20 protein-coding genes are annotated in these 22,614 nt (G+C 60.3%); 17 read left to right on the forward strand and 3 right to left on the reverse strand.

Annotated elements, in window-relative coordinates; translation table 11 throughout:
- Positions 1–205: 205 nt before the first annotated feature.
- Positions 206–1,243 (forward strand): SDR family oxidoreductase, encoded by a 1,038-nt coding sequence (locus NUW23_09380; GenBank protein ID MCR4426383.1) that lies wholly within the window; start codon positions 206–208, stop codon positions 1,241–1,243.
- A gap of 23 nt (positions 1,244–1,266) precedes the next feature.
- Here the strand turns inward: NUW23_09380 and NUW23_09385 are convergent, their stop codons facing one another.
- Complete coding sequence (locus NUW23_09385) at positions 1,267–1,755, reverse strand: ferritin (GenBank protein MCR4426384.1); 489 nt, start codon at positions 1,753–1,755, stop codon at positions 1,267–1,269.
- Positions 1,756–1,901: 146 nt separating this feature from the next.
- On the opposite strand from NUW23_09385, the gene NUW23_09390 reads away from it, so the two are divergent.
- From NUW23_09390 to NUW23_09415, 6 genes are all read left to right on the forward strand, one after another.
- On the forward strand, positions 1,902–3,626 hold the full coding sequence (locus NUW23_09390) for an L-lactate permease (GenBank protein MCR4426385.1): 1,725 nt from the start codon (positions 1,902–1,904) through the stop codon (positions 3,624–3,626).
- Between the two features lie 148 nt (positions 3,627–3,774).
- Positions 3,775–5,520, forward strand: a complete 1,746-nt coding sequence (locus tag NUW23_09395) for a 2-oxoacid:acceptor oxidoreductase subunit alpha (protein ID MCR4426386.1) — start codon at positions 3,775–3,777, stop codon at positions 5,518–5,520.
- Complete coding sequence (locus NUW23_09400) at positions 5,513–6,406, forward strand: 2-oxoacid:ferredoxin oxidoreductase subunit beta (protein MCR4426387.1); 894 nt, start codon at positions 5,513–5,515, stop codon at positions 6,404–6,406. Before NUW23_09395 ends, NUW23_09400 begins: the two co-directional genes overlap by 8 nt.
- Before the next feature lie 21 nt (positions 6,407–6,427).
- On the forward strand, positions 6,428–6,856 hold the full coding sequence (locus NUW23_09405) for a DUF2267 domain-containing protein (protein MCR4426388.1): 429 nt from the start codon (positions 6,428–6,430) through the stop codon (positions 6,854–6,856).
- 247 nt (positions 6,857–7,103) lie between these two features.
- Positions 7,104–8,123 (forward strand): MBL fold metallo-hydrolase, encoded by a 1,020-nt coding sequence (locus NUW23_09410; protein MCR4426389.1) that lies wholly within the window; start codon positions 7,104–7,106, stop codon positions 8,121–8,123.
- Positions 8,124–8,139: 16 nt separating this feature from the next.
- Positions 8,140–8,364 (forward strand): DUF3006 domain-containing protein, encoded by a 225-nt coding sequence (locus NUW23_09415; GenBank protein ID MCR4426390.1) that lies wholly within the window; start codon positions 8,140–8,142, stop codon positions 8,362–8,364.
- 94 nt (positions 8,365–8,458) lie between these two features.
- Here NUW23_09415 and NUW23_09420 read toward each other — a convergent pair whose 3' ends face one another.
- Complete coding sequence (locus NUW23_09420) at positions 8,459–9,715, reverse strand: sn-glycerol-1-phosphate dehydrogenase (protein ID MCR4426391.1); 1,257 nt, start codon at positions 9,713–9,715, stop codon at positions 8,459–8,461.
- A 259-nt stretch (positions 9,716–9,974) separates the two neighbouring features.
- Entirely contained in the window at positions 9,975–11,009 is a 1,035-nt protein-coding gene (locus tag NUW23_09425) for a transposase (protein MCR4426392.1), read from the reverse strand.
- 251 nt (positions 11,010–11,260) lie between these two features.
- Between NUW23_09425 and NUW23_09430 the strand changes: the two genes are divergently transcribed.
- The 10 genes from NUW23_09430 to NUW23_09475 all read left to right on the forward strand — a co-directional run.
- Complete coding sequence (locus tag NUW23_09430) at positions 11,261–12,025, forward strand: DeoR/GlpR family DNA-binding transcription regulator (protein ID MCR4426393.1); 765 nt, start codon at positions 11,261–11,263, stop codon at positions 12,023–12,025.
- A 63-nt stretch (positions 12,026–12,088) separates the two neighbouring features.
- On the forward strand, positions 12,089–13,141 hold the full coding sequence (locus tag NUW23_09435; GenBank protein ID MCR4426394.1) for a galactitol-1-phosphate 5-dehydrogenase: 1,053 nt from the start codon (positions 12,089–12,091) through the stop codon (positions 13,139–13,141).
- Positions 13,142–13,190: 49 nt separating this feature from the next.
- Positions 13,191–14,750 (forward strand): FGGY-family carbohydrate kinase, encoded by a 1,560-nt coding sequence (locus tag NUW23_09440; GenBank protein ID MCR4426395.1) that lies wholly within the window; start codon positions 13,191–13,193, stop codon positions 14,748–14,750.
- Between the two features lie 138 nt (positions 14,751–14,888).
- The gene (locus NUW23_09445; GenBank protein MCR4426396.1) at positions 14,889–15,848 is read left to right on the forward strand and encodes a substrate-binding domain-containing protein; all 960 of its coding nucleotides are present in this window, start codon (positions 14,889–14,891) and stop codon (positions 15,846–15,848) included.
- Positions 15,849–15,976: 128 nt separating this feature from the next.
- Positions 15,977–17,020 carry an ABC transporter permease gene (locus tag NUW23_09450; GenBank protein ID MCR4426397.1) on the forward strand — a complete coding sequence of 348 codons (1,044 nt, stop codon included), beginning with the start codon at positions 15,977–15,979 and terminating at the stop codon, positions 17,018–17,020.
- 19 nt (positions 17,021–17,039) lie between these two features.
- Positions 17,040–18,533 (forward strand): sugar ABC transporter ATP-binding protein, encoded by a 1,494-nt coding sequence (locus NUW23_09455; protein ID MCR4426398.1) that lies wholly within the window; start codon positions 17,040–17,042, stop codon positions 18,531–18,533.
- A 1-nt stretch (position 18,534) separates the two neighbouring features.
- Complete coding sequence (locus tag NUW23_09460) at positions 18,535–19,581, forward strand: ABC transporter permease (protein MCR4426399.1); 1,047 nt, start codon at positions 18,535–18,537, stop codon at positions 19,579–19,581.
- 126 nt (positions 19,582–19,707) lie between these two features.
- Positions 19,708–20,166 carry a ribose 5-phosphate isomerase B gene (gene rpiB / locus NUW23_09465; GenBank protein MCR4426400.1) on the forward strand — a complete coding sequence of 153 codons (459 nt, stop codon included), beginning with the start codon at positions 19,708–19,710 and terminating at the stop codon, positions 20,164–20,166.
- 262 nt (positions 20,167–20,428) lie between these two features.
- Positions 20,429–21,103: a deoxyribose-phosphate aldolase gene (deoC, locus tag NUW23_09470; GenBank protein ID MCR4426401.1), complete on the forward strand. Its 675-nt coding sequence runs from the start codon at positions 20,429–20,431 to the stop codon at positions 21,101–21,103.
- 3 nt (positions 21,104–21,106) lie between these two features.
- Positions 21,107–22,614: acetaldehyde dehydrogenase (acetylating) (locus NUW23_09475; GenBank protein ID MCR4426402.1), on the forward strand; the 1,508-nt coding region annotated here is incomplete at its 3' end.

Here is a 22,614-nt window from a genome sequence, read left to right on the forward strand (position 1 = left end):
GGAAGCGGCGTCTCCTCCCCACGCCTGAAGGCGGGGGCTCCCGACGCCGCGTAGTTTGGTGGTGGCGGCCCTTTGACAACCACCCCGTACTCACCGATACTTAAGGTGACTGACGATTCAGTTCGCAGGCGGCTTTGCCGTGCGCGCCTCGTGGTGACAACAGTTGCACGCAGCGAGCTGAGTACGAGGGAGGGGGGCAGGTTGCATGATAGTCGTCACAGGTGCCACAGGCCACATCGGGAACGTACTGGTGCGGGAGCTCGAAGCGAGGGGGCAGGGGGTCAGGGCGCTCGTTCTGCCGTCGGAGGACACACGCCCCCTCGCAGGACTGCGAGTGGAGAAAGTGCCCGGGAACTTGCTCGATCCGGCCTCACTTGCCCAGGCATTCAGGGGAGCGGAAGTCGTATACCACCTGGCGGGGATTGTATCGATACTCCCGGGGAAGCGGGACCCCGTCCGCCGCGTGAACGTGGAAGGCACTTACAATGTGATTGAGGCCTGCCTACGTGCGGGGGTGCGTCGGCTGGTGTACACGAGTTCCATCCATGCGCTCGTTGAGCCGCCTCACGGGACAGTCATCGATGAGACCTGTGGGTTCGATCCTCAAAGAGCCAGAGGCCACTACGATCGGTCGAAGGCCGAGGCCTCTCTAGCTGTCCTCCGCGCTGCCGAGGAAGGGTTAGACTCCGTGATCATCTGCCCGACAGGCGTCATAGGCCCATACGACTTCAGAGTGTCCGTCATGGGACGGCTGATCCTGGATATTGCGGGGCGGAGGGTGAGAGTGGTTCCAGACGGCGCTTACGACTTCGTAGATGTGAGGGACGTCGCCACAGGACACATTCAAGCTTGCGAAAAGGGCAAGACCGGGGAGGTCTACATCCTCTCCGGCGCGCGGGTCACTGTCTGCGGGTTGGTCCGGATGGTCGAGGAGGCAGTGGGGGAGCGGCTCCCGTATCTGGCATTGCCGGCGTGGGTTGCCAGCTTGGCTGCGGAACTCGCTCCCGCCTACTACGCCCTCACCCACAAGGAGCCACGGTTCACTCGGTATTCGATCCAGACGCTCAGAAGCAACTCATACGTCACTTGTGCCAAGGCCCACCGAGAGCTGGGATACTCGCCCCGGCCCCTGAATGAGTCGGTCCGGGACACAGTCCGATGGTTCCAGGAGAACGCCGAACATTGCCTCTCTGGGAAACCCCTGCTTGTGGGTCCGATCGCCAAACGCGTCGGCCCAGCCTGACACGCCGGTGCCGCACCGCGTGGTCAGCGGCCTCGTTGCCCAAGCTCCCGATCTATCAACAAGATCGCGGCCGGATCGCTTCCGCTGATCCTCAGTCTGTCCACTATGACGTCCGCTTGCGCCTCTTCCTCCACTTGTTCCCTGAGGAAGTCCAGAATGATCGGCAGGCTTTCGAGATCGTTCTCTCGGGTCACGATGCCATACGCCTCCCGGTACTGTTCGGTAACGTACTGTTCATGCCGCAACACGTTCTGGAATGCATCAAGAGGCGTCCCGAAGCTAGAAGGCTGTTCGGGAATGGGAAGCAGCCTTACGGTCCCGTCCCGGTCGACCACATGGTCGATAAGCTTCTCTGCGTGGCCGCGTTCCTCTTTGTACTGTAGCCGGAGCCAATTCTCCATTCCTGATAGACCTATCTTGCCAAAGTAGCTTGACATGGCGAGATAAAGCTGAGCGGAGACGTTCTCGACCTGAATCAGGTGGTTGAAAAGCCGCTGTGTGGATTCAGGGATCACCACGTCCAATCACCCTCCCAAACGTTAGTCTCAGGTCTGCCACCACCATATTCGATGCTCAGCGTTGAGGCGCACGGGCGATCAGTCACACTGCAACTGGGCCATACTAGCGACTGAGACTCGTTTTGCCGAGGAGCAGTCCGATGATATGGTCTTCCCTGGCTGCCAGGGCAGTCATTGCGTTTCTCCCAATTGCTGTGGCGATTTTCCTCATGGCGGTGCTCATGTGGCCGGGGAGAAGGGCGATGCCTATTGCGTGGCTGGTCGCCGCAGTTGTCGCAGCGAGTTTCTGGGATATGCCTTTGCGGTGGCTGGCGGCGGCAGCAGTGAGCGGAACGCTGGGTGCCGTGAACATCGCCATGATCGTGTTCGGTGCGGTCCTGGTGATGAACATGCTTCGCGAAAGCGGGGCCATGGGGATCATATCATCTGGTTTCCACGGAGTGTCCCGCGACAGGCGAGTGCAAGCCATCATAGTAGGCTGGCTGTTTGGCGCGTTGATCGAGGGGGCGGCGGGGTTCGGAACCCCTGCGGCCTTGGCGGGTCCGCTCCTGGCGGGCCTGGGGTTTCCACCTGCAGCTGCGGTCATGGTGGCGCTCACGTTGAACTGCACCCCGGTTTCCTTTGGGGCGGTCGGGACTCCGATCATCTCCGGGGTGGGAGCAGCTTTGAGTGGGGTTGTCGAACCTGACCTTCCTCTCGGCATGACTTTCTTTGAGTTCCTGGCAAGCCTAGGGGTGTGGACGGCCCTGATTCACGCGACCCTCGGCACGTTCCTGCCACTTCTGGCGGTGGGACTCATGACCCGGTTTTTCGGGAAGCGTGGGAGCTTCCGCGAGGGACTCCAGGTGTGGCCGTTTGCCCTATTTGCCGGGGTTTCATTTACCGTTCCGTACTTCCTGGTCGCCGCCTTTGTGGGACCTGAACTACCTTCACTCTTGGGTGCGGCGGTGGGCCTACCCGTCCTGGTGTACGCCGCGTCAAAGGATTTCCTTGTGCCTTCCCAGACTTGGGACTTTCCGACCGGCGCGAGCGCGACAGGCGTGGCGGCTGCTACACCAGCATCGACCCGAAAGCGCCCACTAGATTCGGACCCCGATGCGCGCGCCAAGGTTGCGGGCTGGGCAATGTCTCCCGTCCTTGCCTGGATTCCCTACGCTCTCATTGTCGCCCTGCTTGTGATCACACGAGTTCCATGGCTCGGGCTCAGACCCGCGCTGATGTCGCCCAAGGTCACCTTGGCCTGGGAGAACATCCTGGGCACCAACCTCAGATACTCGATCCAGCCCCTCTACCTGCCGGGAATCATGCCGTTCACCCTGGTAGCCCTGGTGACCGGGCCGCTGCATCGCATGAAAGCCAGACAGGTGGCCTGGGCGTGGTCAGGGACGGCCAGGCAACTCGCGCCGGCTTTCGTGACTCTAGCCTTCACTCTTGCCGCGGTCGAGACCTTGAAAGCGTCAGGGAACGCGACTGGCGTCGACAGCATGCTCCTTGTGATGTCAAGGGCGGCGGCGGGGGCTGCAGGGCGCGCCTGGCCGGTGTTCGCGCCGCTCACTGGGATGCTCGGCGCCTTCGTCGCGGGGTCCAGTGTTGTGTCGAACATACTCTTCTCTGGGTTTCAGTACAGCGTTGCGAAAGAACTGGGCATCTCACGCATTATGGTTCTTGCGCTCCAGGCGGTAGGAGCTGCCGCAGGCAACATGATCGCAGTGCACAACGTGGTGGCCGCGTGCACCACCGTGGGGGCCCCCGAAGAGGAGGGACGCACGGTCAGGCGGAATCTTATTCCCTCCTTGACATACGGCATCGCCGCTGGGTTGATAGGCCTGGCGCTCGCGTTCGTTTTCGCCCCAGACCTGTGGTAGCCGGACGGGGCACGTCCGCACTGAGCGTTCGGGACGTATGCATGCGCCCGGCCCGGGGAGAATGTGGAGTGCAGGTCAATACGACGGCGGAGGTGGATGTGGAATGCGCGGTGTGAGGCGGCGAGAGAACTGTCCGGAGGATCGAAGCATGGACGTATCCATCGAGGTGGGCGGAGACGCAGGCCAAGGAGTTGAGTCCGCTGGGACCGGCCTCTCCCTTGCCCTTGCCAGGGGAGGGTTGCACGTCTTCGGCATGGCGGATTACCGTTCCCGGATCAGGGGCGGGCGCAACTTCTACCAGGTACGCGCAAGCGACCGGCCTGTCCGGTGTCATAGTGACCCAGTTCACCTGGTTGCTGCTTTCACGCAGGACGCAGCGCACGCGCACGTTGAGAACATCGCCCCTGGCGGTGGGGTGGTCTATGACGAACAGCTGCCTGTGGACGAGACCGCACTCATCAGGAAGGGCATCCGGCCGATGCCAATGCCTCTCAACCGGGTCGCGGAGGAGGCGGGCAGCAAAGCCACGCTCAATGTGGCGGCTGTCGGAGCGGCACTCGGGGTGGTGGGGTATCCTCTACACCACTTCGAGCGGGTCATCTTCGAGAAGTTCGGGCGCAGGGGTGAGCATGTGGTGGACATCAACCTCAAGGCCGCCCGGGCAAGCCATGACCACGCTTCGTCCAAGTACGGGCCGGATTTTCCGTTCAGGCTCCATGAGATCACGGGCGCTGCCTCTCGGATGCTCATCAACGGAAACCAGGCCCTCGCTCTCGGAGCGGTAGCAGGGGGGTGCCGGTTCATCTCTGCTTACCCTATGACTCCGGCGACCACGATCCTGGAGTGGACGGCTGCGCGGGCCGGGGAGCTCGGGATCGTCACCGTTCACGCGGAAGACGAAATAGCCGCTGTGTGTATGGCTGCCGGTGCTAGTTTCGCCGGGGCGCGAGCGATGACTGCCACATCTGGGGGCGGGTTCTGTCTGATGACAGAGGCCATCGGCATGGCGGCCATGACTGAAGTGCCCATCGTGGTCGTGGATGTGCAGCGGGGCGGCCCTTCCACCGGGCTACCCACCCGGACAGAGCAGGCTGATTTGCTCCTCGCGATTCATCCCTCGCATGGAGACTTCCCGCACATAGTCCTCGCCCCCGGGACGGTGGAGGAATGCTTCGAGGCGGGTTGGCGTTCCTTCAACCTCGCTGAGGAGTACCAATGTCCAGTAGTGGTGCTGAGTGACGCCTACCTCGGAGGGTCGCTCCGGACTGTGGGTCCCGCCGCATTCGACTGGGATTCCGTGGTCCGGGATCGCGGAAGCTTCCTTCCGCCGGAGATCTTGGACTCCCGGGAGGACTACCAGAGGTTCGCATGGGAGGATTCGGGGGTTTCTCCGAGGGCGGCCATAGGGCATCCCCGCACCGTCCACGCACCGTCCACGGACGAGCATGATGAGGCAGGTCACATCACGGAGGATGTCGGAGTGCGGCGACGGATGATGGAGAAGCGGATGCGGAAGATGGATACCGCCCTCAGGGACATGAGAGGTCCGACTCTGTACGGTCCGGCCGATGCAGAACTGACCTTGGTCTGTTGGGGGTCTGTGGCAGGGCCAGCATGTGAGGCGGCCGTGACCCTCTCTGCCCGGGGAACTCCCACCAACGTTCTCCACTTCAGCGACGTCTGGCCTCTTTCGCCGGATCTGCCTGACGAAGTGACCGGGAGTGATGCACGTTTCGTCGCTGTGGAGCAGAACTACTCAGGCCAATTTGCAGGCGTGTTCGAAGGGACGACCGGACTCGAGCTCGACGGGGCGGTGCTCAAGTACGACGGGAGGCAAGTCTCCCCCAGGGACATAGTGGAAGAACTCGAGCGGGAGGTGATGCAGGTTGTCTGAAGCCAGCGCCGTAATGGACCGCCTGTCGGTGAAATCCTACGCAAACGAGCAGAAGCCCACGTGGTGTCCGGGGTGCGGGGACTACGGGATCATGGCCGCATTGAAGCAGGCTCTGGTGAGTCTCGGCATACATCCCCACCAGGTGGCGATCGTGTCGGGAATAGGGTGCGGCAGCAAGCTCCCAGACTACATGCACGCCAATGGGTATATGGGGATACACGGCAGACCGCTGCCGATCGCCGCCGGCATCAAACTCGCGAACCCCGATCTCACCGTCATTGTCACAGACGGCGACGGGGACGCCTATGGGATAGGCGGGAACCACTTCATCCATGCCGCCAGAAGGAACATCGACATCACTCACATCGTGGAGAACAACCAGATCTACGCGCTGACCAAGGGGCAATACTCTCCCACCAGCGACCAGGGCTTTCGTACCACGACATCCCCGTGGGGTGTGATAGAGGAACCTATGAAGCCCCTTGAGCTGGCCATAGTGGCCGGAGCAGCTTTCGTTGCGCGGGGGGCTGCGAGTGAGCCCAAGCACCTATCTGAGCTCATAACCGAAGCCGTCAGACATCCAGGGTACTCTCTAGTCGATGTGCTTCAACCGTGCGTGAGCTTCAACAAAGTAAACACATACGAGTGGTACTCCGAGCGCACATACAGGGTCGCCGAGACCGGGCACGACCCGCACAACCGGGAGGCCGCTCTGGCGTTCGCCCGAGAGTGGGGAGACAGGATCCCGGTTGGGGTCATCTTCAAGCGCCAGGTGACGCCGTTTGAGAGGAGCCTGCCTGGGCTCGTCAAAGGCCCCGTGACAGCGCGATCCCTCGACGATCTGGGAAGGGACACATTTGAAGCGCTGAAGAAGCGGCACTCGTAAGCGAAATGAGGGATGCACAAGATGAGTGGCCGGATCCAGCTGGGCGATTTCTATGACATGGTGACGGACCGTGGCCACATGTCTTCGGTGGAGGAGGCAGAGGGCGCGGTCGAGGCAACCCTTGCGATGCTGAGGCGCGTTCTCCCAAAGGACACGGTCCGGAATCTCGCGGCACAGCTGCCCGCGGAACTCGCCGGACAAATGGAGACGGAATCTGCCGAGCCGGATGGCCTTCTCGGAGAGGAAGTGTTCATGGGACCCCTCATGAGCCGGCTGGACACTGAAGCGGACTTGGACCAGACCCTCGGAGGCCTGGATCTAGTGTCTGTATCCTCCGCGGACGATGCAGCACGCGAGATCAGGGCAGTGATAGAGGCCATTCGCGATACGGTGGATCCGATCACCGCCACCAGGGTGGAGGATGCTCTTCCACCCAAGATCATGAGGTGAGGATGGGTGGGGTGGGCGGGGGCTAGCCTGCCCACCCTGCCCGGCACGTGGAGCCCGGTACCCCCGCCCAAGCAATATTGACGGGTGAGAAATAGCATCAATATTCGCAAAGGAATCAGTGACTTGCCGTCAAGGAGATGCGCGCTCCGCGTCGAATATTCCGAATAGACAGCACGTCCACGACGTTCACCACGAGAAGGCGCAAGCCCTGCAGGCGGGCCTGGCGACAGCACGGGAGGTTAGCATCATGAGAGCATGGCGTGGTAAGTCAGGGTTGGCCATTGTGATCTTCGCGGTCCTGGCGCTCGCGCTCAGCAGCATCAAAGCGCAGGACTCCCCCAGGACTTTATCGCTTGTCTTCATAGACGTCGGGCAGGGTGACTCCATCCTGCTTGCGACGTCCGACGGTTGTTCGATGCTTGTGGACGGGGGACCCAAGAGCGCGGGGCCGAAGGTCGTTCAGGAACTGCGAAGGCGAGGCATCGAGAAGATCGACGTCCTGGTGAGCACCCACCCGCACGAGGATCACATAGGCGGGCTTTCTGCTGTCCTGAGCGCGTTTCCCATTGGCCGGGTCCTGGATTCCGGCAAGATCCATACGAGTGCCACCTATGAGAACTACCTCACCGAGATCGATCTAAGGGATATCCCGTTCTCAGTGGCGCGCTCCTTGGACTCGTTCACTCTGGGGCCGGCTGTGGTCAGGGTGTTGTGGCCAGTCGAGCCGCTTTCGAGCGATTTGAATGATTGCTCGGTTGTGCTCAGAGTCATCTACGGCAGCTTCTCGGCTCTCCTCACCGGAGACATCAGCAGCAAGGTGGAGGCCCGCATGAACAGCCGCGGATGGCTTGCTCACACGACTGCGCTGAAAGTCGCGCACCACGGGAGCAGACACTCTACATCCTGGGAGTTCCTCCAGGCAATCACCCCTTCAGTCGCCGTCATTTCCGTCGGCCGTGGAAACGACTACGGCCACCCCCACGTCGAAACACTGGAACGCCTGAGGAAAGCCGGCACGCAGATCTACCGAACAGACGAACACAGGACGATTACTGTAACGACAGACGGGCGCACGTGGGAGGTCACGACTGACGACAGGGATGACCCTCCTTCACCTCTCTACGCCGCGAGTGCGAAATCGGAAGTGTTTCACCACGTGACATGTCCGCACGTGGCTGCCATCTCCGAGTCGAACCTAGTTTTCTTCAGCACTCGCGAGGAGGCGATAGCATCCGGTCGGCGCCCCTGTAAGACGTGCGATCCGTAAGATTGGAGGCGTGACGGTGGAGATCAAAGTGACAGTCGACCGTGTGGAAGAGGGTACCCTGGTCCTTCTCGTGAGACCCGAAGAGGACATCCAAATCCTTTGGCCCAGCTCGGCCATGCCCATAAAGGTGAAAGAAGGGGACATCCTCGTGCTCGAGGTGGAGAAGGACGTGGAGGAGACCAGGCAAGCGAAAGAGCGAGTCACCGCGCTCCTGGAGAAGTTGCAGAACAAGCACAGGTGAGTGGCGGGTGACACAGACAGCGCGATGTGGTTGCCCGATGATGCGTGCAGGAGGGACCGGAGGGGGTGGGCGGATACGTTCCGCTGCGGCTGCGCTATCTCAGCACGCCCAAATCTTGGGCGAGCCGGAGGACTGTGTAAATCGGACGCACTTCGCAGGCGTTTCTCATAGTGGCCTCTTTGCCTTCGTGGGCGAAGCCTATCTCCTCAGGCGCCGACGGTGCCCCGCACCTTCGGAGCAGCCCCGCTATGTGTTCAGGCCTCGGGACATTTGAGCGGACCCACTGCTGAAGAGATTGCCAGTGCTCAATGATCCTCTCATGTCGCTCCAGCCGGGAGGCTTCATTCCTGAACTGCCCATCTCTCCAGGCTAGCACCTCCTCTGCGATCGGTCCGAAAACCTCATGAACGCGTGCCTCCAGTTCGGAACGGGTCTCGGGCACCGCATGAGACAGCCGCGTCCGCACTTCGGTCTCGCTCATGGCGAACAACCGGTGAAAGAGACCAGCGACCATGACGCACGCCACACCGACCCTGATTCCATGCAGGTGTTCCTTCACGCCAGACAGGCCGGCATACATCTCCCAGTAGTGGGCGATGTGGTGCTCTGAGCCTGAGGCGGGACGCGAGTTACCCCACCTTGCCATTGAGGTGCCAGTTGAGATCAGGGCCCTCGTCACGGCCTCAACCAGGTCTGCGTCGTCCTGATCGTGTCCGATGAGCCCCGCTGCGCGGTCAGTGGATTCTCTGACCTCCGCCGCTATCTCGTGCGAATAGCGCTCATCAGTGATGACATGACCAAGCATCCAGTCTGCGAGGGCGGTGTATTTGCCGATCACGTCTCCCAGGCCTGCCCGGATCATGTCCGCCGGAGCCCTGGCCAGGATGTTCAGGTCTGCCACTATGACGGCCGGGGGCACTGCCCGGTAGGTCCTCTTGAACCTTCTCACGGTAATCGGAGCGAGTGGTGATGGATACCCGTCCATAGAGGGTGCCGTAGCCACGGCTGCATAGGGGATGTGCGCCCTGTACGCGACGATCTTGGCGAGATCATTGATGGTGCCTGCCCCCACCGCGACCATAGCTCGGGTGTTCTCGGAGAGAGCCAAGGTGACCTCTCCCACGGCCCGCTCATCCGGGATCAGGAGCCCGTCTCGTCTGAGGATGCACTCTACGACGGAGTGGCCAGCGGCCGAGAGAATATCATGTACGGCCGAACCCGCTGCCTCATAGGTGTTCTCATCAGCGACCAAGAGGTAGTCCCCCTGAAGCCCTGCTTCATGGACCAGGCGGGGGATCTCTCCGATAGCGCCTGGGGACACAAGAACGTGCGGCACAGGCTGGACACTCATGCGCGTTCCACCATCTGTCGATCACACCCGGGTAGGGCTTCTCGGATACAGACAGGATCAAAGGTGTTGTTCCGCTGCCTCGCAGGTTGCGAGTCCGGATGCTCCAATGTTGACATCCTCCCCGGACCAAAGTCTGAGGATTCCCCGAGGCTCACGCCTTCGGGTTCCTGCTTCATCGCCCGTGCCGTGCCTGATTAACAGGCTTTGGTCTTATCGTGGCTCCACAGGCGCTTCCTGCGTGCCCCGCAGTGCAGGCTGGTTAGGCCGAAGGGTTCAGGAGCCGGAGTCCTTCCGACTCGACATTGTGAGCAGCGTTCTGATCCCGGTCATGGACTACGCCGCAAGCGGGGCAGATCCATTCCCGAACGAACAGGGGCAAGCTGTCCAACTTGTAGCCGCAATCATGACAGAGCTTGCTTGATGGGAACCACTGATCGATCTCCACCAGGGTTCTGCCATACCACTTCGCCTTGTATTCCAACTGACGGACAAGTTCACCCCATCCCACGTCATGAATTGCCTTAGCCAGCGTATGGTCACGAACCATATTCTTCACAGCCAACGACTCCGCACATACCACTTGGTTTTCGCGGATGAGCTGAGTCGTCAACTTGTGAAGCCAGTCCTTGCGCCGATCGGCAATCCGGGCGTGAATACGCGCCACCCTCAAACGTGCCTTTTCATGATTCCCGGAGCCTTTCTGCTTCCTTGCGAGTTGCCGCTGAGCTTTGGCAAGCTTCCTTTCATCCTTGGCAAAGAACCTTGGATTGTCCGCCGGGCGGCCACGACTAGGGATGACAGCATGCTGCAACCCGCAGTCGATACCTACTGTCTGTTTCACCGGGGGAAGGGGCTGAAGCTCCTCATCAACCAGGATGGAAACATGGTACCGCCCCGCCCTGTCCAAGGTTACTGTGACCGATGAAGGCTTACCTGTGAAGCGCCGGCTCCACCTGATAGGGAGAGGTTCGTCCGTCTTCGCCAGCCGAAGGTTCTCGCCATCCCAGCGAAAGGCATTGCGCATGAAAGTGGCTGACTGAACATCCTTCTTGCGCTTGAATCGCAGCTTCCCGGCTCGTTTGGCGAAAAAGTCGTTGTAGGCAGTCTGGAGATGGCGCAAAGCCTGCTGGAGCGGTACTGCGGAGACTTCGCTTAACCAAGAGGCTTCCCGCTTCCACTCGGTCAGCAATCTGGCGTCCCGGTTATAGGTGCTGCCCTTCCCACACTCCTGGTAGAGTTGCTCCCGGTTCCCAAGGGCCTTGTTCTGGACCCACCGGATACAACCAAACGTCATGATACCATGTGCAACCCGAACACACAATCGGCTTCATCCCCGGAACGAATTCCGGGGTTTTCGCCGCGACTCTCCATGGCTCGCCTTGAGTCCGCAATCAACGGGTGCTCCGATCCGAGACCGGTGCAGCAAGCGATCTTGAGAATCCTGTTGTTAGATACGAGTGAAATCTAACACATTCGTGTGAGTAAGTGGCAGGAAACCTAACAGTGCAGGGCGAATAATCACATAACCGATCGTGAGGTGACAGAGTGGTGCTTGCAGAGCAGAGACGGAGAGAGATAGTCCAGTTGGCGCGGGGCAACTCGTTCCTGTCCATTGCCTCCCTGAGCTCACGGTTTGGCGTGTCTGAGATGACGATACGCCGGGACCTCGATTGGCTTTCCCGGACTGGCCGGTTACACAGGGTCAGAGGTGGGGCCGTGATCTCCGATGATCAACTTGCGGAGCCCGCCTATTCCGAGAAGCAGCGCCAGAGTGTGGACCGGAAGTCTGCAATAGCGCGCAGAGCAGCTGAACTGATCAGGCCGGACGACGCATTGCTCCTTACCACCGGCACGACAATACGGCTCATAGCTGAGCGGATGAAGAACCTGCAGGGAATCACTGTGGTCACAAATGGGATAGATATTGCGTCCGAACTGGCACCGTGCACTGGGATCAGGACAATAATCCTGGGTGGAGATGTCAGGCGATCGTACGCTGTCGTGGGACTGGCCGCCGAGCGTGACCTGGACGCCGTCCACTACGTCGACAAGCTATTCATGGGAGTGGACGGCATCAGTTCGAGCCACGGACTTACGACCCATCACCCCATGGAGGCCAGACTCTATCACCAGATGATGAAAAAGGCGAACCAGGTCATCGTGGTGGCGGATAGCTCAAAAGTGGGTAAGTCCACCTTTTCATTCATTAACGACGTCGGGGAGGCGGACCTTCTGATCACGAACGCAGACGCAGATGCATCTGAGTGTGAACGGCTGAGGTCGCTGGGGCTTGAGATAGATAGTGTGTAGAAGTGTTAATTAGCGTTAGGTATATTACATAGCACGAGACCGTTGGGAGAGGTGGTCCCTGAGGTGGAAGGCTCAATGTGGGCGGCGCGACTTCATGCCCCGGGCAACATAGTCTGCGAAAAGGTGCCAATACCCGTCATCGGACCAGATGAGGTACTAGTGCGGGTCAAAGCTGCCGGCGTATGTGGGTCCGATCATTCCAGAGTCATGCAAACGGGCACATACTCTTACCCCACCACTGTCGGCCACGAGTTTGCTGGGGATGTGGTGGAGGTAGGCCCGGGCGTAGCGGGGTGGACGCCGGGCGACCGGGTCACGGTGATACCTCTCATCCCCTGTGGGGAGTGCCCCAGCTGCAAGTTGGGGAAGTATCATCTCTGCGATTCTTACGACTACTTCGGCTCACGGAGAGATGGAGCTTTTGCGGAATACGTGGCCGTGCCGACAGCCAATCTTCTAAGGCTTCCCGACAGTGTGGACTATGAGACCGCGGCCATGACCGATCCCGCGTCTGTGGCGCTTCATGCAGTGAGAAAAAGTGGGCTTTCGATCGGGGAATCAGTGGCCGTGCTAGGCGCAGGTCCGATAGGGGCATTCGCAATTCAGTGGGCCAAGATCGCCGGCGCTGGTCTGGTTGCAGCGACGGACGTTCAAGAACCCAAGCTCATTCTGGCAAAGGAACTCGGAGCGGATGTCACGGTCAACGCTCGAAATGAGGACCCAGTTGCGGCGCTTCATCGTGTGGCGCCCGGAGGATTCTCCAGAGTCATAGAGATAGCTGGCTCTCCGGCAGCCCAGGAGCAGGCCATTCACATTGCCCGGAAGGGCGGCGCCGTAGTGTACTGCGGCATCTCCCACGCGAGGCTCCCGCTTTCGGAGTCCAGCGTTGATGTGTTGATGAGGCGCGAAATCAGTATTGTGGGCTCCTGGAATTCCGGGTTTGCTCCCGATGAATCCACGAATGACTGGGCCACGTCCGTGCACTTCTTCGGCCAAAGGGCCCTGCGGGCGCTTCCACTCGTGACACACAGGTATGCTCTGGACCAAGTGAAGCAGGCTTTTGCTATGGCCGCAGACAGAGGCAGCTACTTCAACAAGATCTTGTTCCTGCCATAGGCCGTAGGGAGGAAGTCGGATTCTAGACGCAAGGAAGGGGGCGCACCCGGTGGGAGGAGTTGGCCGGTACGTGTTGGGGGTTGACTCAGGGACCCAAGGAGTCAGGGCCGGTCTCTACAGCCTTGATGGAGAGTGTGTCTCCTCGGGTGAACGGGAATACGGCATCGCGTTTCCGCGGCCAGGATGGGCGGAACAGGACGCCCGAGAAGTGTGGAAAGCACTTGTCGCCGCAGTAGCCGACTGCGTCCGGAACTCAGGTGTCCATCCCCGCGACATCGTTGCCATGTGCTGTGATGGCACCTCCTCGACAGTACTTGCTGTGGACGCGAATGGTGAGCCCCTAATGCCCGCCATACTGTGGATGGACTGCAGGGCAGTCTCGCAGGCGGAGAGAATCTCCTCGACCCGCCACCCGGTCCTAAGGTATGTTGGAGGCCGGGACTCCGTAGAATGGATGACTCCGAAAGCACTCTGGCTTCTGGAGAACGAGCCGGAGGTGTATGAGCAGGCCCATCGCGTGCTTGAGACAACCGACTGGTTTGTCTTCCAACTCACCGGAGAATGGACTGCTTCCCTGTGCAACACTACGTGCAAATGGAATTACGCAAGTCCGGATGGGGGCTGGTCCGTTGAATTCCTGGACGCGGTTGGGCTTTCTGGCGTGCTCGAGAAGTGGCCCTCCCGGGTTCTTCCCATGGGGGCAGAGGCCGGTCGCCTACTGCCTGAACCTGCCAATGAACTTGGCCTTGTGCCGGGAATCCCCGTTGCTGAGGGCGGGATCGACGCGCATGTGGGCATGGTTGGCCTTGGTGTGACTGAGCCAGGGTCGGCAGCGGTCATTCTTGGATCATCGGTGGTTCATCTTGCGCTGTCAGAGTCACCGGTCTTTGACCCGGGCATTTGGGGCCCTTATCCTGATGCGGTGATTCCTGGCCTGTGGCTGGTGGAAGGGGGACAGGTCTCCGCAGGGTCGATTCTTGCGTGGTTCAAGGACAATTTCGCGGCAGACATAGTAGCAGAGGCGCGCACGGCGGCCGTGAGCCCCTACAGCCTTCTCGACCGGCTTGCGGAGTCTACTCCGCCGGGCGCAGAAGGTCTGATAGTGCTCGACCATTTCCAGGGCAACCGCACTCCGTTGCGGGACCCGTTCTCTCGCGGCGCGGTATGGGGGTTGACCCTTTCACACAGCAAAGGGCACCTGGTAAGGGCGGTATATGAGTCTTTGGCGTTCGGAACGCGCCACATTTTCGACACATGGTCTCGTGCCGGTTTTTCCGTGGACCATGTTTGCGTGTCCGGTGGGGGGACCAGAAGCCGGGTATGGCTTCAGACTCTTGCGGCGGTCTGCAAGAGTCCGATCCACGTCCCGCGCGACTCGCAGGCGGGGTGTCTTGGGTGTGCAATATGCGCGGCGGTGGCTGCAGGCGAGTACGGTTCCATAACCGAAGCCGCTCGCGAAATGGTTCATGTCGCGTCCACAGTGGAGCCCGACCCCGCCGCCTTTGAAGATTACGATTTCTACTACGACAAGTACCTGCGTACGTACGAAGCGCTGCGTGCGCTGATGCACGAGGTGGCCAACAAGCAGATGTCCGGCCGGACAGAGTAAAGCGCAGGGGGAAGGTCAAGCAACGTAGCGAGAGGAGGGGTGATAGGGACTGGGCAACGGTCCAGGAGCACGATCCAGTCAACTGCGACAGAGTTCCAGCGCCGGACTTTGGAGTCCGCAACGAAAGGAGTATTGGTAATGCGTGCAGCCCGAGCTTTGAAGAGATCACTGTTGTGTGCGGTCGTTGGCATTCTCGTCTTTGGGATGTTCGCCGGAGTGTCCACGGTCTCGGCCAAACCCCGCTACGTGCTGGGGTTCTCTCAGGTGGTCATGAACTGCCCGTACTACCTCGCGCTTTACCAGGGTGCCATGGACACTGCCGCGAAGCTGAACGTGGAAGTGATATGGCTCAACGCTGACAACATCGTGGCCAGGCAGATCTCCGATATTGAGGACCTCGTGACCCGGAAGGTCGACGGCCTGCTCGTCAACCCTGTCACGCCGACTGCTCTTGAGTCCGCGATCAACAAAGTTCTCGCGGCCAAGATCCCCATTGTGACCGTTGACCGCGAACTTGCCAAGGGACACACTGCCTACGTTGGCATCGACCAGTGGAAAGCCGGTGAGCTGGCTGGGGATTTCATCGGCAAGACCCTCGGTGGCAAGGGTAAGGTTATCGAGATTGCCGGTGACCCGGGGGACTCTGCGGGCAAAGGTCGTGGAGGCGGGTTCAGGAAGGTCCTGAGCGAGAAATATCCAGGTATCAAGATCGTAGGCCCGTGGATCGCTCATTACAACACCGCTGAAGGCATGGCCAGGATGGAGGAGGCCCTTGCGGCCAACCCCGACGTCAAGTTGGTTTACTGCCACAACGACGCGATGGCGCTTGGCGCAATGAAGACCCTCAAGGCTGCGGGGCGTACAGACGTTTTGATCGTCGGAATCGACGGCCAGCGTCAGGCCTACGAGGAAATCAAGAAAGGCGGCCCATATCTCGCTACCGTGATCAATAACTCGTACGAGATCGCCAGTCGGGCCGTGGAGATCATGGTGGATATACTCGACGGCAAGAAGGTGCCTGAGAAGACCATCACCGGCACGATTCTTGTGACCAAGGAGAACGTCGACAAGTACTACGATCCCGACAGCGTGTTCTGAGGCTGTCCTGCGAAAAGCGGCCCGGGGGCAGACCACGGTGGTCTGTCCCCGGGAGGCCGCCATCGCGTGGCCTGTCCCTCAGGAACAAATCCGGAATGCAGCAAACGAGCGGCAAGGTGGTGAACTCCGTGAGGCGTTCCCTTGCGAATGGTCCTCATACGCCGGGCGCGGGATACCGCCTGGGGGTCACGCAGTTTTTGGTAGATTACAACCTGTACCTGATTCTGGGCATCCTTCTAATTGTATCCTCACTTGTATCCAAGCAGTTCTTCACAGCGAATAACTTGATGAACCTCCTCCTCCGGTCGAGTTTCAATGGGCTGATCAGCCTGGGGATGACCTTCGTTATTCTGACCGGCTGTACGGACCTCTCTGTCGGGTCTACTTTCGCATTTGCCGGCGTCTTTCTTGCAACTCTGCAGAGGGGCTACTACTTCAGGTTCATGCCCCAACTCACCCATGCCTTCGAGCAGGCGGGCGAACTCAACCCTATCCTCCCGCTTCCGGCCGCGCTGGCTTTGACCGTTGCTGTGGGCGGAGTGATTGGCCTCGTAAATGGCTTGCTAGTGACCAAAGCGAGGATACCAGCGTTTGCTGCAACACTTGGCACAATGGTGGCAGTGCGCGGTTTGGCTTTCACATATGCTGGCGGGTTCCCGATTCCAGGGCTCACGGATGGAGTCAAGTGGCTTGGGGCAGGCCAGGTTGGGCTAGTGCCGGTGCCAGTGATCGTGTGGGCGATAGGGATCCTGGTTAGCTGGACGACTCTCAAGTACACGGTCTTTGGGCGACGGGTGTATGCCGTTGGAGGAGGAGAGCGGGCGGCTCGGCTTTCCGGGATCGACGTGGACCGGACGAAGATTACTGTATTCGTGGTTTCGGGGATGCTTGCGGCCCTGTCCGGGGCCATTATGGCTGGCAGGATGAACGCAGCGGAGCCCCGTGAGGGTGCCGGTTATGAGCTCGACGCCATCGCAGCAGTGGTAATCGGGGGCACTCTGCTGTCAGGAGGCAAAGGCGGTGTTCTCGGCACGGTAGCAGGCGCGATCGTGCTCGGCCTCATTTCGAACATTCTCAACCTCGCGAATGTCGCTCCTTACCCGCAGCAAATAGCAAAGGGCCTCATCATACTGGGTTCGGTTGTGATGCAGCGGTTTGTTGGCAGGAAGTAGGCCAGGGAGGGAGATCGGTTTGGCTGCCGACTACGTTCTGGAAATCGAGAATGTCAGCAAGAGCTTTCCGGGAGTCCGCGCTCTCGACGGTGTCTCCATCTCCATCCAGCAGGGCGAGTGCCACTGTCTAGTCGGTCAAAACGGGGCAGGAAAGTCTACCCTGATCAAGATCCTGGCAGGGGCCTACTCAATGGACTCCGGTACCCTGAAGCTTAACGGGACCAAGGTGTCTTTCTCAAGCCCTCATCAGGCCCTCAAGATGGGAATCTCTGTGCTCTACCAGGAACTCGCCCTGAACCCGCACTTCGACGCGGTTGAGAACATCTTCATGGGCAGGGAGATCGGAAGTCGCTGGGGGGTAGTGAACTACCGCAGGATGCGACGGGAGGCAGAGCGACTAATCCGACCTTTCGGGGTTCCGCTCGACCTCACTCGTAAGGTGGGTGAGATGAGCGTTGCTCACCAGCAGATTGTGGCCTTGGCAAAGGCCTTGTCATTTGAGGCCAAAGTAGTGGTGTTTGACGAACCGTCGGCAGTGCTCACCGCGGAGGAACTCAACAGGCTCTTCTCCATCGTCAGTCAACTCAAGGCATCAGGGGTAACAGTTATCTACATTTCCCACCGACTGGAGGAGATATTTCGTGTCGGAGACAGAGTGACCGTGTTGCGCGACGGCAGGGTTGTCGGAACGCAATCTGTAAGCGACGTGACCCAACCAGAGCTGGTAAGAATGATGATCGGACGAGAGGTGGAAACGGAATTCCCCGATCGCGAGAAGCATGCTGCCGGGACTTTTCTGGAAGTCCGAGACATCATCGCTCCAGGCCTGGGGGACGGCATCTCGCTGGGTGTGGGGCGTGGAGAGGTCGTTGGCATATTCGGCCTTGTTGGATCGGGCCGAACCGAACTTGCTCATGCTCTAGCTGGTGTGACCCGGAAGCAGCACGGCACGATTCTCTTGGACGGAAAGGCCCTCAGAATTGACACGCCGGCCCACGGCATCCGGCACGGCATAGGCCTGCTTCCCGAGAATAGGAAAGAGGAAGGCCTGGTCCTCCCCATGTCCGTTCAGGAGAACGTAACTCTGCCGATCCTTGGGCGTCTCCAGAAGTGGGGATTTCTCAAGCGTGGCGATGCAAGGCAGACGGCCGGTGAGTACGTCGAAAAGCTCGCCATCAAGACTCCTCGTGTGGAACATCCGGTCAAGAACCTCTCCGGCGGGAACCAGCAGAAAGTTGTCCTGGCAAAGTGGCTGGCCGCCAGGTGCAGATTACTGATCCTGGATGAGCCCACTCGGGGTGTGGACGTTGGAGCCAAGATGGACATCTACCAACTCATCCTGGACGCGGCGCGCGAGGGACTCAGTGTTATCATGATCTCGTCGGAACTGCCAGAGATCATGGCCCTCTCCGACCGAGTGTTGGTGATGCGGTACGGCCGAGTAGTCGGGGAATACGACCCCGCGACCGTGGACCAGGAGACGATACTTGCCAGGGCGATGGGAGTGGCTTAGCATGCGACAAGACCTCGTACCAGACACGTCTGATTCCGCAGCCTCCACGTCGAGCCCGTGTCCTGCGAAGCTCGGACGGTTCCTGCGGGAGCAGAATCTCTTGGTCATCCTTGCGGTGCTGGTTATCGTCAGTAGCTGGGCGTCTCCGGTGTTCTTCACTGTCACGAACCTGATGAACCTTGCCAGGCAAGCATCGTACGTGGGCATCATCAGCGTAGGCATGACTTACGTTGCCCTCACCGGTGGGCTCGACCTTTCTGTTGGAGCAGTCGTGGCTTTTTCGGGCGTGTTCCTAGCCTACCTGTTCCATTATGGGATTTATTCAGGGTACGTGCTTACCCTGAACCCCATGTTTCCGACGCCCGTGATAGTTGTCCTGACTTTGCTGACCGGAGCGATATTCGGATTCGTGAATGGGTTTCTAGTAGCCAAGATGAAACTCGCCCCGTTTGTGGTCACTCTGGGTACCATGGTTGCCGCCAGGGGGATGGCATACTCTCTCGCTGGCGGACGGACCATCTTCGGGATCGGGCCTGAACTTGAGTTTCTGGGGACTGGCTTTGTCGGGCGCGTGCCGGTGCCGGTGATCATCTGGCTCGGAGCTGCGATTGTCGCCCAGCTTGTGCTCAGATTCACGATCTACGGGCGTCGGATCTATGCGGTCGGGGGAGAGGAAGAGGCGGCTAGACTCTCAGGGATAGAGGTCGATTGGTACAAGATCTCTGCCTATGTTGTCTCTGGGCTGATGGCTGCTCTGGTCGGCATTCTGATGGCCGCCCGCATTGACCAGGGTGAGCCGCGTCAGGGCGAGGGATACGAGCTCGATGCCATTGCGGCAGTGGTGATAGGTGGAACCAGTCTCTTTGGAGGGCGCGGAGCGGTGACCGGGACTGTCATCGCCTGTTTTGTCCTGGCCATAATCACGAACATCTTGAACCTCATGGGTGTCCACCCGTTCCCCCAGCAGATCGCAAAAGGCGCCATAATCATAGGAGGCATCATGATGCAGCGACTGGTGGAGCGAGACACCAGGCAGGGGAGGGCATAGTCCTTCCGTCACCACTGTGAGCGCGAGCATGAGTTGGGTGCACCGACCGGCCCGGATACCTTTCTATTCCGGAAGGAGATTCGGGCCATGCGTGCGAATTTCTCGCTTTGTGGAGGTGGGGCGGGCGTGAAGATTGTGATCGCTTCCGACCACGGCGGGTATCCGCTGAAGGAGGAATTGAAGAAATACATCGTCGATCTCGGCCACGAGGTCTCGGACTACGGGACCCACAATACGGACCCGGTTGACTACCCGGACTTCGCTTTCCTGGTGGCGGAGGCTGTGGCCCGGGGTGCTTGTGACCGGGGGATCATGGTCGACGGGATCGGGGCAGCATCCGCCATTGTGGCGAACAAAGTCCCGGGCGTGCGGGCCGCGAGCTGCTCAGATACCTTTACAGCCTCGATGAGCCGCGCTCACAACGACTCGAACGTGCTCACCTTAGGTGCCCGGGTCGTCGGCGGGGGGCTTGCCCGGGAGATCGTCAAAGTGTGGCTTACCACGGAATTTGAGGGAGGACGGCACATGCGCCGGGTCTCCAAAGTGATTGATTTCGAACGGAGGTACCTGGCTGCTCGAGGCTAGGGTCTCTGGTTGGGGCTTGGAGGTGGCCGGGTTGGACTTAGACGAACTGATTGCCCGGATATCCCGGGAGATGATTCCTGCGCTTTCGCGGGCTCCGCACGCGAGTGCAGGAGTCTCCGGGGCGGGCGCAAGCGGGACATGCTCAGGTGCGATCGGGGACTGCACAGGCTGTGGGCTGTGCGTGGACTTCAACACCGATGCCGTGAACCGGGTGGTCGAGGCGGGGGCGGCGAGGATCAGCGCCCAGCCTGGAGCGAGTGCGGTGAACACCAAACTCGCCTCGATGATAGACCACACGCTTCTGAAGCCCGACGCCACGGAAGCGCAAATTCGGAAGGTCTGCGAGGAAGCGATCCAGTACAGGTTCGCATCCGTGTGCGTGAACCCGACTAACGTGGCCTTGTGCGCATCCCTGCTCAAAGGGACCGGGGTTAGGGTATGCACGGTAATCGGGTTTCCGCTCGGGGCTACCACACCCACTGCGAAGGCAATGGAGACGAGGGACGCGATCGCCAACGGCGCTCAGGAAGTGGACATGGTGATCAACGTAGGGGCGTTGAAGTCCGGAAACTACGACCTGGTCAAGCGGGACATCCAGGCAGTGGTGGACGCCGCAGCGGGAAAAGCGGTGACCAAGGTGATCCTAGAGACTGCACTTCTTTCGGATGAGGAGAAAATCCGCGCGTGCCTGATCGCGAAGTACGCCGGAGCGGATTTCGTCAAGACGTCCACTGGGTTTGGGCCAGGCGGAGCGACCGCAGAGGACATTGCCCTGATGAGGCGGACGGTTGGAGAAAGCATGGGGGTCAAGGCTTCAGGCGGGATCAGGGACACCCAGACCGCGGAGAAGATGGTGAAAGCGGGGGCCACGAGGATCGGGGCGAGCGCGAGCGTGGCTATTGTCAAAGGCGGAGCCTCAGACGGGAAGGGGTACTAGGAGATGATCGACCGGGATCTCGCATCCATCGCGGAGGCGAGGCGGCTGATAGAGCGGGCCCAAGCGGCGCAGGAGAAGCTCTTGGATTTCTCCCAGGCGGACATAGACCGAGTCTGCGCGAAGATGGCGGAAGTCGGGTATGCGAACGCAGGGTCTTTGGCGTCCATGGCTGTTGAGGAGACCGGGCTTGGGGTTGTTAAGGACAAAGTAGTAAAGAATCAGTTCGCCACGAAGAACGTGTGGGACCACATACGGGGCCTTCGCACCGTGGGGATCATCTCCGAAGATCCCGTGCGGGGAGTCTCAGAGATTGCGGTGCCGCTTGGGGTGATCGCGGGGCTTCTTCCCACCACGAACCCGACATCGACCGCGATGTTCAAGGCCATAGTCTCGGTGAAGGCGAGAAACGCGATAGTGTTCAGCCCACACCCTCGCGCGGCTAAGTGTTCCTGTGCTGCGGCCCGGCTCATGAACGACGCCGCGCGGGAGGCCGGGGCGCCTGACGGGGTCGTGGGGTGCCTCGAGTCCGTGACTGAGGAAGGCACGAGGGAACTGATGCACCACAGGCAGGTTGCTGCGATCCTCGCAACGGGCGGGACCGCGATGGTGCGCGCCGCATACAGCTCCGGAAAGCCCGCATGGGGAGTGGGACCGGGAAACGTCCCAGCGTTCATCGAAAGGACGGCGGACATTCCCCGGGCGGTCTCGGACATTCTCGCAAGCAAGACCTTCGACAACGGCACTATCTGCGCATCGGAACAGGCGATCGTGACGGAGACAGCGATAGAGGCGGATGTGCTCCGGGAGCTTTCGGCGCAAGGGGCACACATACTGAGCGAGGCCGAGGCCGGGGCAGTCCAGCGGGTGGTCGTGTCCCCGACGGGCGGGATCAACCCGAAGGTAGTGGGGCAGAGCGCGGCCAAGATCGCAGAGATGGCGGGCATCCGGGTTCCCTCGGGGACACGGGTGCTGGTGGCTAGGCTGTCTGGAGTGGGGCGGGAGCATCCGCTATCCATGGAGAAGCTCTGTCCCGTGCTTGCGTTTTACTCCGAGCGTGACTGGGAGAGTGCATGCGAGAGGTGCATCGAGCTTCTGAAGTTCGGCGGGCTCGGGCACTCCCTTGCGATACACTCGAGGAACGAAGCGGTGATCCGGGAGTTCGCGCTCAAGAAGCCCGTGTTCAGAATTCTCGTAAACACCCCATCCTCTCAAGGAGCGATAGGGTTCACCACAGGCTTGCACCCATCCCTTACCTTGGGATGCGGGGCGTGGGGAGGCAACATCACCTCAGACAACGTCGGGCCGTTGCACCTGATCAACATAAAGAGGCTTGCGCGCCACGTCCGGGACCTTGGGGGTGGGAAGCCCGTGTCGAGGGGCGAAGAGGCTGACAAGCCAGCACATGGCGACGAGGCGCTCCCAGGCGCGGCAAGAGGGCTCGGGGCAGCCGAGACCGGGCTTTCACGGCAGACATCACCAAATCAAGCTGGGAGACCAGGGCTTTCCCCCAT

It is taken from the genome of Bacillota bacterium, from assembly GCA_024655925.1.
GTDB lineage: Bacteria > Bacillota > DTU025 > DTU025 > JANLFS01 > JANLFS01.